Origin of the sequence: Streptomyces sp. NPDC057616 (assembly GCF_042800575.1) — a bacterium.
Lineage (GTDB): Bacteria > Actinomycetota > Actinomycetes > Streptomycetales > Streptomycetaceae > Streptomyces.
Map to the genome: position 1 here is coordinate 93,386 of NZ_JBHVGU010000011.1, position 14,102 is coordinate 107,487.

Here is a 14,102-nt window from a genome sequence, read left to right on the forward strand (position 1 = left end):
ATGCCCTCCGGGCTCCCTCTGTTGTGGGTGGCAGAAAGTTCAATGCTCAACTAAACTGGCCGCACAAGGAGGTACCGACATGCCTGCAGTGACCGTCGAGAACCCGCTGACGCTGCCGCGCGTGACCGCGCCGGCCGATGCCGTGGCACGTCCCGTGCTCGCCGTCACGACCGCGCCGAGCGGTTTCGAGGGTGAGGGCTTCCCGGTGCGCCGGGCGTTCGCCGGGATCAACTACAAGTACCTCGACCCGTTCATCATGATGGACCAGATGGGCGAGGTGGAGTACGCGCCGGGCGAGCCCAAGGGCACCCCCTGGCACCCGCACCGCGGATTCGAGACCGTCACCTACATCATCGACGGGATCTTCGACCACCAGGACTCCAACGGCGGTGGCGGCACCATCACCAACGGCGACACCCAGTGGATGACCGCGGGCTCCGGCCTGCTGCACATCGAGGCCCCGCCGGAGGCGCTGGTCATGTCCGGCGGTCTCTTCCACGGCCTGCAGCTGTGGGTGAACCTCCCGGCCAAGGACAAGATGATGGCCCCGCGCTACCAGGACATCCGCGGCGGCAGCGTGCAGCTGCTGACGACCCCGGACGGCGGGGCGCTGCTGCGGGTGATCGCCGGTGAGCTGGACGGCCACCAGGGCCCCGGCATCACGCACACGCCGATCACGATGCTCCACGCGACCGTGGCGCCGGGTGCGGAGGTCACCCTGCCGTGGCGCGAGGACTTCAACGGCCTCGCCTACGTCCTGGCCGGCCAGGGCAGCGTCGGCGCCGACCGCCGTCCGATCCGGATGGGGCAGACGGCCGTCTTCGGCAGCGGCGGCTCGCTGACCGTCCGCGCGGACGAGCAGCAGGACTCGCACACGCCGGACCTGGAGGTCGTGCTCCTGGGCGGGCAGCCGATCCGCGAGCCCATGGCCCACTACGGCCCCTTCGTCATGAACACCCGTGACGAGCTCCAGCAGGCCTTCGAGGACTTCCAGAAGGGCCGTCTGGGCACCGTCCCCGCGGTGCACGGGATGACCGAGGGCGGCCTGTAAGGCACACCCGCACCCACCTGTTGACGCTGGGACCGCCGGACCTCTCGTTCGGCGGTCCCAGCGCGACACGGCATCCGGCGTATGGCCAGATGAGAGGGTGCCCGTTCCCCAGCCGCTGCTTCCCGGTCCCGTACGGCGGCTCGGTGCCTGGTGCGCCGTCATCCTGCTGGTGGCGGGCGTCGGGTGGGTCGGCATCCGGCTCTGCGCGGAGCTCAGGACCGCGGTCACGCCGGTGCTGCTCGCGCTGCTCGGCACCGCGCTCCTCGGGCCGCTGTACCGGCGGCTGGTGCGGGCGAAGGTCAACCGGTCGATCGCGGCCGGGCTGACGTGCGTGGCCGTCGTGGCCGTCGTCGGCGGTGCCGTGTACGTCGTGGTCGCCGCCCTCATCGACACCGGGGACCAGATCATCGCCTCGCTGAAGGACGCCGGCCGCAGCGTCGCCGATCACTTCGGGGCCGCCGGGACCTCCCTGGACGACCTCGCCTCCAACGCCAAGGACCTGCTCGGCAGGTTCGGCGGCACGGCCGCCTCCAACGTCATCAGCGGGGTCAGCGTCGTCGGCGAGGGCATCGCCATGGCGGTGCTGGCCCTGCTGCTCGTCTTCTTCTTCCTGCGGGACTCGCACCGGGCCGCCGGCCTGATCCGGGGCCTGGTCCCGGGCCGCGGCGGCGACACCCTGGAGGCCATGGCCCGGCGGGCCTACGGGGCCGTCGAGGGGTTCATGCGCGGCACCACCCTCATCGCGCTCATCGACGCCCTCTGCATCACGGTCGCGCTGCTGGTGCTGGACGTGCCCGGCGCCGTCGGACTCGGCGCGCTGGTCTTCGTCGGCGCCTACATCCCCTACCTCGGTGCCTTCATCTCCGGCGCCGTCGCCGTCCTGGTCGCGCTCGCCGACCGCGGCTTCGTGATCGCCCTGTGGGCCCTCGGCGCCGTCGTCGCCGTGCAGGTGCTGGAGGGCCACGTCCTCCAGCCGATGATCCAGAGCCGTACGGTGCAGATGCACCCGGCGGTGGTGATGGTCGCGATCACGGCGGGCGCGTCGGTCGCCGGCATCCTCGGCATGCTCCTGGCCGTCCCGCTCACCGCGGCGGCCTTCGGGGTGATCGGCGAACTGCGGGCGCGCTACGCCGGCGCCGCGCCGGGTTCCTCGGGGAACGCGTCCTCCGGGGGTTCCTCGGGGAACGCGTCCTCCGGGGCCGTGCCGTCGGAGTCGCCGGACTCGTAGAGCTCGAACCAGATGCTCTTGCCCTCGCCCTGGGGGTCCACGCCCCAGGCGTCGGCGAGGAGTTCCATCAGGACCAGGCCGCGGCCCGAGGAGGCCAGTTCGCCCGGGCGGCGCTTGTGCGGCAGGGCGTCGCTGGTGTCGGTGACCTGCACGCGCATCCGGCGGCTGCCGGGCTCGCCGCGCACCTCGGCCAGCAGCAACGCGTCGGCGTCGGTGTGCACCAGGACGTTGGTGAGCATCTCCGAGACCAGCAGCACCGCCGAGTCGACCTGGTCGGGCGAGGGCCAGTCGTGCAGCAGCTCGCGCAGCTGCTGGCGGGCCACCGCCACCCGCTCCGGTTCGGCCTGCGCGACGGACAGCATGGTGCGGCGCACCGGGGGCGGCAGGAACAGCGTCTCGCCGCTGCCCTCCCCCGGGCGGTGCAGCAGCAGGACGGCTATGTCGTCCTCGCGCCGATCGGCGAACGGGCCGGTGGTGTGGTGCGAGGAGGGCCCGTGCACACCCTGCACCAGGGCGTCCGCCAGCTCCTCCAGATCGCCCTTGTGCTCCTCGAGGATCGTGCGCAGCCGCTGCCAGCCGCTCTCCAGGTCGTGCCCGCCGGTCTCGATCAGACCGTCGGTGCAGATCAGCATCGTCTCGCCGGGTTCGAGGGTGATCCGGGTGGTCGGGTAGTCGGCGTCCGGGTCGATGCCGAGCGGCAGGCCGCCCGCCGTCGGCCGGGCCAGCACCGTGCCGTCAACCATCCGGATCGCCGGGTCGGGGTGCCCGGCACGGGCGATGTGCAGGGTGCCGGTCGCCGGGTCGGCCTCGACGTACAGGCAGGTCGCGAAGCGCAGGTCGGCGAGCGCGTCGCCGTCGGTGCCGCCGTCCGTCATGCCGTGCAGGAAGCGGGAGGCGCGGGAGAGCACCGCGTCGGGGCGGTGGCCCTCGGAGGCGTAGGCCCGCAGGGCGATCCGCAGCTGGCCCATCAGGCCCGCCGCACGGACGTCGTGGCCCTGCACGTCGCCGATGACCAGGGCGATCCGTCCCGAACCGGACGAGGGTCCCCCGGGCAGCGGGATCATGTCGTACCAGTCGCCGCCGACCTGGAGGCCGCCGCCGGTGGGCACGTAGCGGGCGGCCACGCTCATCCCCGGTATCTGCGGGCCGAGCGTCGGCAGCATCGAGCGCTGGAGGCCGTCGGTCAGCGCGCGCTCGGTCTCGGCGGCGCCGGCCCGGGACAGCGCCTGGGCGAGCATGCGGGCCACCGTCGTCAGCACGGACCGCTCGTCCGGGTTGAAGGTGACGGGGTAGGCGAAGGCCGCCATCCAGGCCCCCATCGTGCGCCCGGCCACGGTCAGCGGCAGGAACGCCCAGGAGTGGCGGCCGAAGGACGAGGCGAGGGGCCAGGTGGCCGGATAGCGGGCCTTGTACTGGTCGGGGGTGGAGAGGTAGACGGCACGGCCGGTACGGGCCACCTCGGCGGCCGGGTAGTCCGTGTCCAGGGACATGTGCGAGAAGGGGCTGTCGTCGCCGGGCTGGTGCCCGTGGTGGCCGATGATCGTCAGCCGATCGCCCTCGACGCCGAACACCGCCAGCCCGTCCGGGGTGAAGCCGGGCATCGACAGGCCCGCCGCGACCCGCAGCACCTCCGCCGTCGACCGCGCCTCCGCCAGCGCACGGCCCGCGTCCAGCAGGAACGCCTCCCGGGAGCGCCGCCAGTCGCCGGTGACGGCGCTGCGCCCGGCGGGTGTGCCGGGCGTCGGCTCGGTCACCTCCTGAAGGGTGCCGATCAGCTGGAAGGCCCGCTTCACCGGGTCGAACGACGGTTTGGAGCGGGAGCGGACGACGCGGATGACCCGACCCTGCTCGTCCATGATCCGGATCCGCACCTCGGCCAGCGTGCCCTCGGCGACGGCCAGCCCGACCACACCCGTGATCTCGTTCCAGTCGACCGGATGGAGACGGGCCCTGGCCTGGGCCTCCGTGAGGGTGGTCTCCTCGGCGGGCAGGCCGAGCAGCCGAGCTGCCTCGGCATCGACCGTGACCTTGTCGGTGGCGGTGTCCCAGTGCCACATGCCGGTCGCGAGGGCGGCCAGAACCTCCCCCACGGCGGGCAGAGGCTCACCAGTGCGCATTGCCCCACTTTATGGAGAGGAGATCCGGGAGTGCCACCGATCGTCGCCCCCTAATGGTGGGGAGCCGATCTTGGGGTGCCCGGTACGCTGGGGGTGTTTCACGTGAAACGTGCCCCCGATCCGCGAAGACTGGATGAACGACGATGCATCGGTACAGGTCCCACACCTGCGGCCAGCTCCGCTCCTCTGACGTCGGCACCGACGTCCGGCTGAGTGGCTGGCTGCACAATCGGCGCGACCTGGGCGGCATCCTCTTCATCGATCTGCGCGACCACTACGGCATCACGCAGCTCGTCGCGCGCCCCGGCACCGCCGCCTACGAGGCCCTCGACAAGGTCACCAAGGAGTCCACGGTCCGCGTCGACGGCTCGGTCGTCTCCCGCGGCGCCGAGAACGTCAACCCGGACCTGCCGACCGGTGAGATCGAGGTCGAGGTGGGCGAGGTCGAGCTGCTCGGCGCCGCCGCCCCGCTCCCCTTCACGATCAACACCGAGGACGGGGTCAACGAGGAGCGGCGTCTGGAGTACCGCTTCCTGGACCTGCGCCGCGAGCGCATGCACCGCAACATCCTGCTGCGTACGTCCGTCATCTCGGCGATCCGCCACAAGATGACGGCACTGGGCTTCAACGAGATGGCGACGCCGATCCTGTCCGCCACCTCGCCCGAGGGCGCCCGCGACTTCGTCGTGCCCTCGCGCCTGAACCCCGGCAAGTTCTACGCGCTGCCGCAGGCCCCGCAGCAGTTCAAGCAGCTGCTGATGATCTCCGGCTTCGACCGCTACTTCCAGATCGCGCCCTGCTTCCGCGACGAGGACGCGCGCGCGGACCGCTCGCCGGGCGAGTTCTACCAGCTCGACATCGAGATGTCCTTCGTCGAGCAGGAGGACGTCTTCCAGCCGGTCGAGAAGCTGATGACCGAGCTCTTCGAGGAGTTCGGCAACGGCCGTCACGTCACCTCGCCCTTCCCGCGGATCCCGTTCCGCGAGGCCATGCTCAAGTACGGCTCCGACAAGCCGGACCTGCGGGCCAAGCTGGAGCTCGTCGACATCACCGACGTCTTCGAGGGCTCGGAGTTCAAGGCGTTCGCGGGCAAGCACGTGCGCGCGCTGCCCGTCCCGGCGGTCCAGGACCAGCCGCGCAAGTTCTTCGACCAGCTGGGTGACTTCGCGGTCTCCCAGGGCGCGAAGGGCCTGGCCTGGGTGCGCGTGGCCGAGGACGGCTCGCTGACCGGCCCGATCGCCAAGTTCCTCACCGAGGAGAACGTCGCCGAGCTGACCAAGCGGCTCCAGCTCGCCGCCGGTCACGCCGTGTTCTTCGGCGCGGGCGAGTTCGACGAGGTCTCCAAGATCATGGGCGCGGTGCGGGTCGAGGCCGCCAAGCGCGCCGGGCAGTTCGAGGACGGCGTCTTCCGCTTCTGCTGGATCGTCGACTTCCCGATGTACGAGAAGGACGAGGACACCGGCGCGATCGACTTCTCGCACAACCCCTTCTCGATGCCGCAGGGCGGCTTGGAGGCCCTGGAGACCCAGGACCCGCTGGACATCCTCGGCTGGCAGTACGACATCGTCTGCAACGGCGTGGAGCTGTCCTCCGGCGCGATCCGGAACCACGAGCCGGACATCATGCTGAAGGCCTTCGAGATCGCGGGTTACGACCGCGAGACCGTCGAGGAGAAGTTCGCCGGCATGCTGCGCGCCTTCCGCTTCGGTGCCCCGCCGCACGGCGGCATCGCGCCCGGCGTCGACCGCATCGTGATGCTGCTGGCCGACGAGCCGAACATCCGCGAGACCATCGCCTTCCCGCTCAACGGCAACGCCCAGGACCTGATGATGGGCGCGCCGACGGAGCTGGAGGAGGCGCGGCTGAAGGAACTGCACCTGTCGGTGCGCAAGCCGCAGCCGAAGTAGGCGGAGCGGACCCGAAGGGCTCGAAACCGGCACCGGTTTCGAGCCCTTTCCCGTGGCCGGGGCGCCCGGGCCCCTCTGACGCACGCCACGCCCGAACGAGCTCACCGCAAGCACACAGGCAGCGCGAGGAGGGGGCACAGCGGACCGTCGTGTCATGGGAGAGGACAAGGCGGGAGTCGGCGCGGACCGGCGGGCAAGGGAGGTCGGCCATGGCGTACGCGAGCGTGCTGGCGGTGCTGCTGATCGCCGGGGCGGCGGGTGCGGCCGTCGCCCTGCGCCGGGCGCGGGCCGCACGGGGTGCGTCCGGGCTGGACGCGGAGGCCGAGGCCCACCGTCTGCTGCCGCACCTGGGCGCCGGCCTGGCCCCGCGGGGCGCGGCGGGCCGGGCGGACGCCGACGCCTCGGCGGGGCGGGAGCTGACCGAGGCCGCGGAGTGCCATCGCGGCGCCCGGGCCCTGCCGGCGGACGCCCGCACGACGGCGGAGTACGAGCGGGCCGCGCGCCTCGCGCGGGAGGGCCCGCGGCACGTCCGGGCGGCGCGCCCCGAGGAGTCGGGCGTCCTTCGAGGATTCAAGGGTCCGCACAGTGCTTTCCCACGCTCCTGACAGGTGCTCCTCCTACCTTCGCCGACCATGACGGGAAAGCAGACGGCCCAGGGGCCGCAACACAAGAAGGACCTGACACGCCGCAAGGTCGTCGCCGCGGGCGCGGGCGCCGTGGCGGCGGTGGGCATCGGCGGCGGACTCGCCCTGAACGCCTCCGCGGAAGAGCCGGCCACCGGCGCGTCGGCGAGCGGCAGCAGTGCCGGGACCTGCTACAAGCTGACCTCGGAGACCACCGAGGGGCCGTACTACATCGACGCGGACAAGATCCGCCGGGACATCACCGAGGACAAGGAGGGCATCCCGCTCACGCTCAGCCTCAAGGTGATCGACTCCGAGACCTGCAAGCCGGTCCGGAACGCGGCCGTGGACATCTGGCACTGCGACGCGCTGGGCATCTACTCCGGCTACGAGAGCCTGTCGACCGGCGGCGGCAGCGCCCCGACCGACGCGCCCTCGGGCACCCCGAGCGGCACTCCGAGCGGCACCCCGACGGGTGCACCGCCGTCCGGCGGCACCGGTGGCGGCGGTCATGAGGAGCCCACGGACGACAAGCGCTACCTGCGCGGCACCTGGCGGACCGACCGCGACGGCCGGGTGACCTTCACGACGGTCTTCCCGGGCTGGTACCGGGGCCGTGCCGTCCACATCCACACCAAGGTGCACGTCGACGGCGCCTGGACGGACGCCGGTTACGAGGGCGGCCACACCTGCCACACCGGCCAGTTCTTCTTCGTCGAGGAGGCTGTCCTCGCCTCCGCGAAGGTCGCGCCCTACTCCACCAGCACCACCGAGCGCACCACGCTCACCGAGGACACGATCTACGACCAGAGCGGCACCACGGGTGGCCTGCTCAGGCTGGCGTACGACAGGAAGCACATCGCGAAGGGCGTGCACGCCTCGATCACGGTCGGCGTCGACCCCGACGAGACCCACGACGGCACGGACGACGCGGTGCAGCCGGGCGCCTCGGCGCCGGCCTCGTCCTCGTCGTAGTCACGTGTCGTACGTGCCGTCCCACGGTTCGCCGAAACCGAGGTGGTCCGGGTACAGCTCGGCCCACGCCTCGCCGTCGTCCTCGCCGGTCAGCAGGCCGAACAGGACGCCGTCCACGGTGACGCGGAAGGGGCGGACGGCGATGTCCGTGTAGGAGCGGCGCGGCAGGCTGCGCAGCAGCTTGGCCAGGTGGACCCGGGCGCGGGCGAGCACGGACTCGTCCCCGTCCGGGTCGCGCTGCTGCTCGGCCCAGGTGCCGGCGCACCAGATCTCGGAGTCGCGGTAGTGGCCCTCGGCGTCGAAGAGGTGGAGCACGGTGTAGAGGCGTTTGTGCTCTTCCCAGCCGTCGTCGGGGCGGAACCCTTCAGGGAACGCGTAGGTGACCGATGCCAGGAACTGGCCGTCCGCGTACCGTCCGATGCTCTCGGTACGGTGCCGCGGCGCGTAGGCGATCGGAATGACCTCTGGTACTGCCATGGCGGAAACCATAAGGGTGAGCTGCAACACTTCGGAACCGGGGGCCGGTTGACCGCGGCAACGAATTACTCCGGCTCGCCGCCGAAGCGCTCCTTGTAGGCCTGAAGGTCCTCGTCCGTCAGCTTTGCGAACAGCACCGGCGGGACCGTGAAGGGGGTGCCGGCCGGGACCGCGGTGAGGGCCTTCGCCTCGTCCGGGGTCACCCAGGTCGCCGTGTCGTCACCGAGGGCGAAGGCCTGGCGCATGGCGGCCGACGTCGTCGGGATGAAGGGCTCGGAGACCACCGCGTAGAGGTGGATGAGGTTCATCGCCGTGCGCAGCGTGAGGGCCGCGCCGTCCTTGTCGGTCTTGATCTCCAGCCAGGGGGCCTTCTCCTCCAGGTAGGAGTTGCCGGCCGACCACAGGGCGCGCAGGGCGGCGGCCGCCTTGCGGAACTGGAGGGCCTCCATCTGGGCCTCGTACTCGGCGAGGAGCTCGGCGATCTGGCCGCCCAGCCGCGCCTCCGCCTCGCCGGGCTCGCCGCCCGCCGGGACCTGTTCGCCGAAGCGCTTCTTGGAGAAGGACAGGACGCGGTTGACGAAGTTGCCCAGGGTGTCGGCGAGGTCCTTGTTGACCGTCGCCGTGAAGTGCTCCCAGGTGAAGGACGAGTCGTCCGACTCGGGGGCGTTGGCGATGAGGAAGTAGCGCCAGTAGTCCGCCGGCAGGATCTCCAGGGCCTGGTCGGTGAAGACGCCCCGCTTCTGGCTCGTGGAGAACTTGCCGCCGTAGTACGTCAGCCAGTTGAAGGCCTTGACGTAGTCGACCTTCTTCCACGGCTCGCGCACGCCGAGCTCGGTGGCCGGGAACATCACCGTGTGGAAGGGGACGTTGTCCTTCGCCATGAACTGGGTGTAGCGGACCTCGTCGTCGACGTCGTACCACCAGGACTTCCAGTCCCGGTTCTGCGGATCCTTGTCCGACCACTCCTTCGTGGAGCCGAGGTACTCGATCGGGGCGTCGAACCAGACATAGAAGACCTTGCCCTCGGCGGCCAGCTCCGGCCAGGTGTCGGCCGGGACCGGGACGCCCCAGTCCAGGTCGCGGGTGATCGCGCGGTCGTGAAGGCCCTCGGTCAGCCACTTGCGGGCGATCGACGAGGCGAGCTGCGGCCAGTCGGCCTCGTGGCGGGAGACCCACTCCTCGACCTCGTGCTGCAGCTTCGACTGGAGCAGGAAGAGGTGCTTGGTCTCGCGGACCTCCAGATCGGTGGAGCCGGAGATCGCCGAGCGCGGGTTGATCAGGTCGGTCGGGTCCAGGACGCGGGTGCAGTTCTCGCACTGGTCGCCGCGGGCCTTGTCGTAGCCGCAGTGGGGGCAGGTGCCCTCGACGTAGCGGTCCGGGAGGAAGCGGCCGTCGGTCGGGCTGTAGACCTGGCGGATCGCCCGCTCCTCGATGAAGCCGTTCTCGTTGAGGCGGCGGGCGAAGTGCTGGGTGATCTCGACGTTCTGCGGGCTCGAGCTGCGGCCGAAGTAGTCGAAGGCGAGCGCGAAGCCGTCGTAGACCGCCTTCTGGGCGTCGTGGGCCTGGGCGCAGAACTCGGCGACCGGCAGGCCCTGCTCCTTCGCGGCCAGCTCGGCGGGGGTGCCGTGCTCGTCCGTCGCGCAGATGTACAGGACGTCGTGGTCGCGCTGGCGGAGGTACCGGGAGTACACGTCCGCCGGGAGCATGGACCCCACCATGTTGCCCAGGTGCTTGATTCCGTTGATGTACGGAAGGGCGCTGGTGATGAGGTGTCGAGCCATCGGGGGGTGCTCCCAGGTCGGTGTTCGGCGGGTTTGTCGTCTGTCTTGCGAACCTTGAAATCGTAGCCGACATGGGTGGGCCGCCCGCTTCCCGTTTTGCAGGGTGGGAAGGGGCGGCCGCTTGTCGTCCGACGGTCGTGCGGGTTCCGGGCTCCGGGCTCCGGGGTTAAGGGGCTACGGGGCTACGGGCGCCAGTCGATCAGTACGCCGTCGTAGAGCTCGGCGTCCGTGAGCTCCTTGGGGGTCGGGCCCGCGTGGAAGAAGGCCGTGTTGCCGGTCTTCAGCTTGCGGAGGTAGTCGAAGGCCTTGTTGTCGTGGTCGCCGAACGCGACGAAGGAGAAGAACACCGAGGGGTGGGACTTCGCGGCGTCGGTGAGGGACTTCGTGGCCGGGGTCTTGGCGTCCGGGGCGCCGTCGGTCTGGAAGACGACGAGGGCCGGGGTGCCGGGGGTGGCGTGCTTGTCGTAGTGGGCGAGGACCGCTTCCACGGCGGCGTGGTAGCTGGTACGGCCCATGCGGCCGAGGCCGGCGTGCGCGTCGTCGATCGCGGTCTCGGAGGAGGCCGGGGTGAGGTCGGTGGTGCCGTCGAGCTCGGTGGAGAAGAAGACGACGTGCACGGAGGTGTCCGGGGCGTCGGGGTCCAGGTGCTCGGCGAGGGCGAGGGTCTGGTCGGCGAGGGCCTGGGCGGAGCCGTCCTTGTAGTACGCGCGCATGCTCGCCGAGCGGTCGAGCACGAGGTAGGTCTTTGCGCGGGTGCCGGTGAGGTTGGCCTTGGTGAGGGCTGCCGCGGCGGGGGTGTCCGTGGCGGGGGTGTTCTCGGCGGGGGTGTTTTCGGCGGGGGTGTTTTCGGCGGTCACGGCCTCGGCTTCGCCTTCGGCCGCCGTGCTCCCACCCGCACCACCCGTACCACTTTCGTGGTCGGGTGCGGGTGGCCCCTGTGGGGCTTCCTCGCCGTCGGCGGCCTCGGGTTCGTCCGCGGCCTCGGCGACGGGCTCGACGGCGGGCTCGACGGCGGGCTCGACGGCGGGTTCGGCAACGGGCTCGTCTGCGGCCGCGGCGACCGGCTCGGGCTCGGGGGTGGCTTCCGCCTTGGCCTCCGGCTCCGGGGTCTGCTCCGGCTCCGGCTCGGGCTCCGGGGTGGCCTCAGCCACGGGCTCCGGCTCCGGCTCGGGGGCGGTCTCCGCCGCGGGCTCCGGCTTCGGCTCCGGCGTGGTCTCCGTGGCCGATTCCTGTCGCTCCGCCTGCTCGGGCTTCGGCTCCTCGGCGACCGGGGTCGCCTCCGCCTCCGGCTCGGCTTCGGCGACCGGCTCGGGGGCGGTCTCGGCCACCGGCTCCGCCTCGGTCACCGGCTTCGCCTCGGCCTGCGGCTCCTCGGGCGCCTGCTCCTCGGCCACCGGCTCGGCCTCGGGCTTCGGCTCCGTCTGCTTCTTCGGCGCCGGTTCGGCCTCCGCCACCGGCTCCTCGGCCTGCGGCTTTGCCTCCGGCTTCGCCTTGGCCTGCTTCGGCTTCGGCTTCGGCTCGGACGTTTCCTCGGCGATCGCTTCCGTCACCGATGCCGGCTCGTCGTCGAGGGGTTCCGACGGTCTGGGGACCGTGACGTTGTCGAAGGCCGCCGAGACCAGTTCGTGCTCGTCGTCGTTCTCCGTGGCCGACGAGCGCGGCTCCGGGACCTGAGCGGTGGTGGGGGGCTGGGGCTCCGGGGAGTGCGAAGAGGTTAGGTCCGCACCCTCTGCCTCGGCGGCACGCCCCTTGCGTGACCTGCCGAACGCGTTCCGCAGGAGAGTGAGAATGCCCATGTGCGCAACCCTTCGCGTGAGTTGATGCCCGTCAATCCCTGGCCAGGACGGACACGTAAGGTTAGCGGCCCCGGATGGCGATCTTGGGGAGGGGCAAGGGACAGTACGGCCACTTGTGTCAAGAGGTCCTCAACCCCCGCCCGGATCAACCGGATTACCGAAGAGCCGCGGCCGGAGCCGGAGCCGGGGCGCTCGTACCCGTGCGTTCCAGCCACTCCCGGTACGTCGGTGCCTGGCGCGCCGATTCCCAGTACGCATCCTCCAGCGCGGGCAGGGCGCCGTCGAGGTCCGTCTCGGTGCGGGCCGCCAGCAGCAGGCGCACGCCGAGCGGGTCGCCCTGCAGGCGCCGTACCACCATGTCGGCGTGGGAGACGGCGGTCGGCTGGCAGATCGTGACCACCTCGCCGGTCGCGACCAGGGCGGCGGCCGTGTGGTAGTCGCCGTGCAGCACGTGCGGATGGATCTCCGCCCGGCGGAACATGTGCTGCACCGCGTCCCACTCGCCGTCCACCGTGGGGTCGATCATCCAGCGGTCGGCCGCGAGGTCGCGGACGTCGACCGCCGGGTGCGCGGCCGCCGGGTGGTCGGCCGGCAGGTACACGAACTGCGGCTCGCGCTCGACCAGGACGCGCAGCCGCAGGCCCTCGGGGATGCGCAGCCGGCTGCCCTCGACCTCGTGCACGAAGGCGACGTCCAGCTGACCGTCGGCGACCATGCGCAGCAGGGCGTTCGGGGAGACGTTCATGTGCAGGGTGGGGTCCTGGCCGCGGGCGCGCAGCCGGCGCAGCCAGCCCGCCAGGGCCTTGCTCGCGGTGGAGCCGACGCGCAGCTCGGGGCCGCCCGTCGCGGCGGCCCGCGCCTCGCTCACCAGGGAGCGCATTTCGGCCACCAGCGGGCGGGCGCGGCTCAGTACCAGGCTGCCCAGCGGGGTGGGCCGGCAGCCGGTGCGTGCGCGGACGAACAGCGCGCCACCCAGCTCCTGCTCGATACGGCGCAGCTGCGTGCTCAACGACGGCTGGGCCACGCCCAGTTGGCGCGCCGCACGGTGCAGGCTGCCGGTGTCGGCTATGGCGCACAGCGCGCGGAGGTGTCGCACCTCGAGGTCCATGCCCTCGGAGCGTAAAGCGGAATCAAAGGTTTCACCAGACGCACAAATCCCGGCAGGAACGCGCGAATCGGGACGTCCGGCCGAACCGCGATAGGGCCGCGCTATCGCCGGTTGGCATCATCACAGCGACCGCACAGGCGCACACACTCACCGATGACGACTGACTCACCCCCCACCTAGGAGTCATCGATGCACCAGCGCACTCCCCTGCCCATGTCCCGGTTCCTGGCCGTCCGTACGGCGGCGGCAGCCGGTGTCGGCCTCGCGGTCCTCGGCCTCGGCACGGCGGTTCCGGCCGCCGCGTCGCCGGCTCCGGCACCGTACTCCGGCTACACCGGCTCGGCCGAAGAGGCCAAGGCGAACCAGGCGTTCTTCCAGGCGGTCCTGAAGTCCGTCGCCGAGAAGCGCGCCGCGCATCCGAACAGCGCCGCCGCCGTCACGGTCACCTACGACCCCTCGGGGGCGCCGACGTTCAGCGCCCAGATAGCCCGCGCCGCCGAGATATGGAACGGCGCGGAGTCGAACGTGAAGCTCCAGGCCGGTTCGTCCGGGGCGGACTTCAGCTACCGCGAGGGCAACGACTCGCGTGGCTCGTACGCCTCGACCGACGGTCACGGCAGCGGCTACGTCTTCCTCGACTACGCGCAGAACCAGGAGTACGACTCCACGCGTGTGGCCGCGCACGAGACCGGCCACGTTCTCGGCCTGCCCGACCACTACGAAGGCCCGTGCAGCGAGCTGATGTCCGGCGGCGGGCCCGGCCCGTCCTGCACCAACCCCAACCCGGACGCCAACGAGCGGGCACGTGTCGACCAGCTGTGGGCCAACGGCTTCGCCGCCGCGCTCGACAAGGCCATGAGCGAGAAGTCCCTGCACAAGTCCGGCCGCTAGGCCCTGCGGCGCCACCCCCCACACCACGGTGCGGGCCGTCCCCCCGCCCAGGGCAGCCCCCCCCCGCCTTTCCCGCCTCCCGGGGTTCCGCTTTGTGTGGGAACACCACTGCCCGCCCAAAGGGGAATTCCTGGGCCTGTTCCTTTTC

The 14,102-nt window shown here is 71.5% G+C and carries 11 protein-coding genes; 6 read left to right on the forward strand and 5 right to left on the reverse strand.

Annotated elements, in window-relative coordinates; all coding sequences use genetic code 11:
• Window positions 1-79 precede the first annotated feature (79 nt).
• Together ACFU97_RS15920 and ACFU97_RS15925 are read left to right on the forward strand one after the other, a co-directional pair.
• A complete protein-coding gene (locus ACFU97_RS15920; RefSeq protein ID WP_384256192.1) occupies window positions 80-1,051 on the forward strand; it encodes a pirin family protein in 972 nt (323 codons plus the stop codon).
• Window positions 1,052-1,148: 97 nt separating this feature from the next.
• Window positions 1,149-2,279, forward strand: a complete 1,131-nt coding sequence (locus tag ACFU97_RS15925; protein ID WP_384256194.1) for an AI-2E family transporter — start codon at window positions 1,149-1,151, stop codon at window positions 2,277-2,279.
• Here ACFU97_RS15925 and ACFU97_RS15930 read toward each other — a convergent pair.
• Window positions 2,177-4,396 carry a SpoIIE family protein phosphatase gene (locus ACFU97_RS15930; protein WP_384256196.1) on the reverse strand — a complete coding sequence of 740 codons (2,220 nt, stop codon included), beginning with the start codon at window positions 4,394-4,396 and terminating at the stop codon, window positions 2,177-2,179. The two genes, ACFU97_RS15925 and ACFU97_RS15930, sit on opposite strands and share 103 nt — an antisense overlap.
• Window positions 4,397-4,539: 143 nt before the next feature.
• Here ACFU97_RS15930 and aspS point away from each other — a divergent pair, with 143 nt between their 5' ends.
• The 3 genes from aspS (at window position 4,540) to ACFU97_RS15945 (ending at window position 7,901) form a co-directional block, all read left to right on the forward strand.
• The gene (aspS, locus tag ACFU97_RS15935) at window positions 4,540-6,303 is read left to right on the forward strand and encodes an aspartate--tRNA ligase (RefSeq protein ID WP_384256199.1); all 1,764 of its coding nucleotides are present in this window, start codon (window positions 4,540-4,542) and stop codon (window positions 6,301-6,303) included.
• A 209-nt stretch (window positions 6,304-6,512) separates the two neighbouring features.
• Window positions 6,513-6,908, forward strand: a complete 396-nt coding sequence (locus ACFU97_RS15940; RefSeq protein WP_384256201.1) for a hypothetical protein — start codon at window positions 6,513-6,515, stop codon at window positions 6,906-6,908.
• A 27-nt stretch (window positions 6,909-6,935) separates the two neighbouring features.
• Window positions 6,936-7,901 carry an intradiol ring-cleavage dioxygenase gene (locus ACFU97_RS15945; protein WP_384256204.1) on the forward strand — a complete coding sequence of 322 codons (966 nt, stop codon included), beginning with the start codon at window positions 6,936-6,938 and terminating at the stop codon, window positions 7,899-7,901.
• Here the strand turns inward: ACFU97_RS15945 and ACFU97_RS15950 are convergent, their stop codons facing one another.
• From ACFU97_RS15950 to ACFU97_RS15965, 4 genes are all read right to left on the reverse strand, one after another.
• The gene (locus ACFU97_RS15950; protein WP_384256206.1) at window positions 7,902-8,378 is read right to left on the reverse strand and encodes a hypothetical protein; all 477 of its coding nucleotides are present in this window, start codon (window positions 8,376-8,378) and stop codon (window positions 7,902-7,904) included.
• 65 nt (window positions 8,379-8,443) lie between these two features.
• Window positions 8,444-10,159: a methionine--tRNA ligase gene (gene metG, locus ACFU97_RS15955; protein ID WP_384256209.1), complete on the reverse strand. Its 1,716-nt coding sequence runs from the start codon at window positions 10,157-10,159 to the stop codon at window positions 8,444-8,446.
• Window positions 10,160-10,341: 182 nt separating this feature from the next.
• Window positions 10,342-11,955, reverse strand: coding sequence for a VWA domain-containing protein (locus ACFU97_RS15960; protein ID WP_384256211.1), 1,614 nt, complete (start codon window positions 11,953-11,955; stop codon window positions 10,342-10,344).
• A 154-nt stretch (window positions 11,956-12,109) separates the two neighbouring features.
• Window positions 12,110-13,063, reverse strand: a complete 954-nt coding sequence (locus ACFU97_RS15965; protein WP_384256213.1) for a LysR family transcriptional regulator — start codon at window positions 13,061-13,063, stop codon at window positions 12,110-12,112.
• A 213-nt stretch (window positions 13,064-13,276) separates the two neighbouring features.
• On the opposite strand from ACFU97_RS15965, the gene snpA reads away from it, so the two are divergent.
• The gene (snpA, locus tag ACFU97_RS15970; RefSeq protein ID WP_384256540.1) at window positions 13,277-13,954 is read left to right on the forward strand and encodes a snapalysin; all 678 of its coding nucleotides are present in this window, start codon (window positions 13,277-13,279) and stop codon (window positions 13,952-13,954) included.
• The last annotated feature ends 148 nt before the right edge of the window (window positions 13,955-14,102 follow it).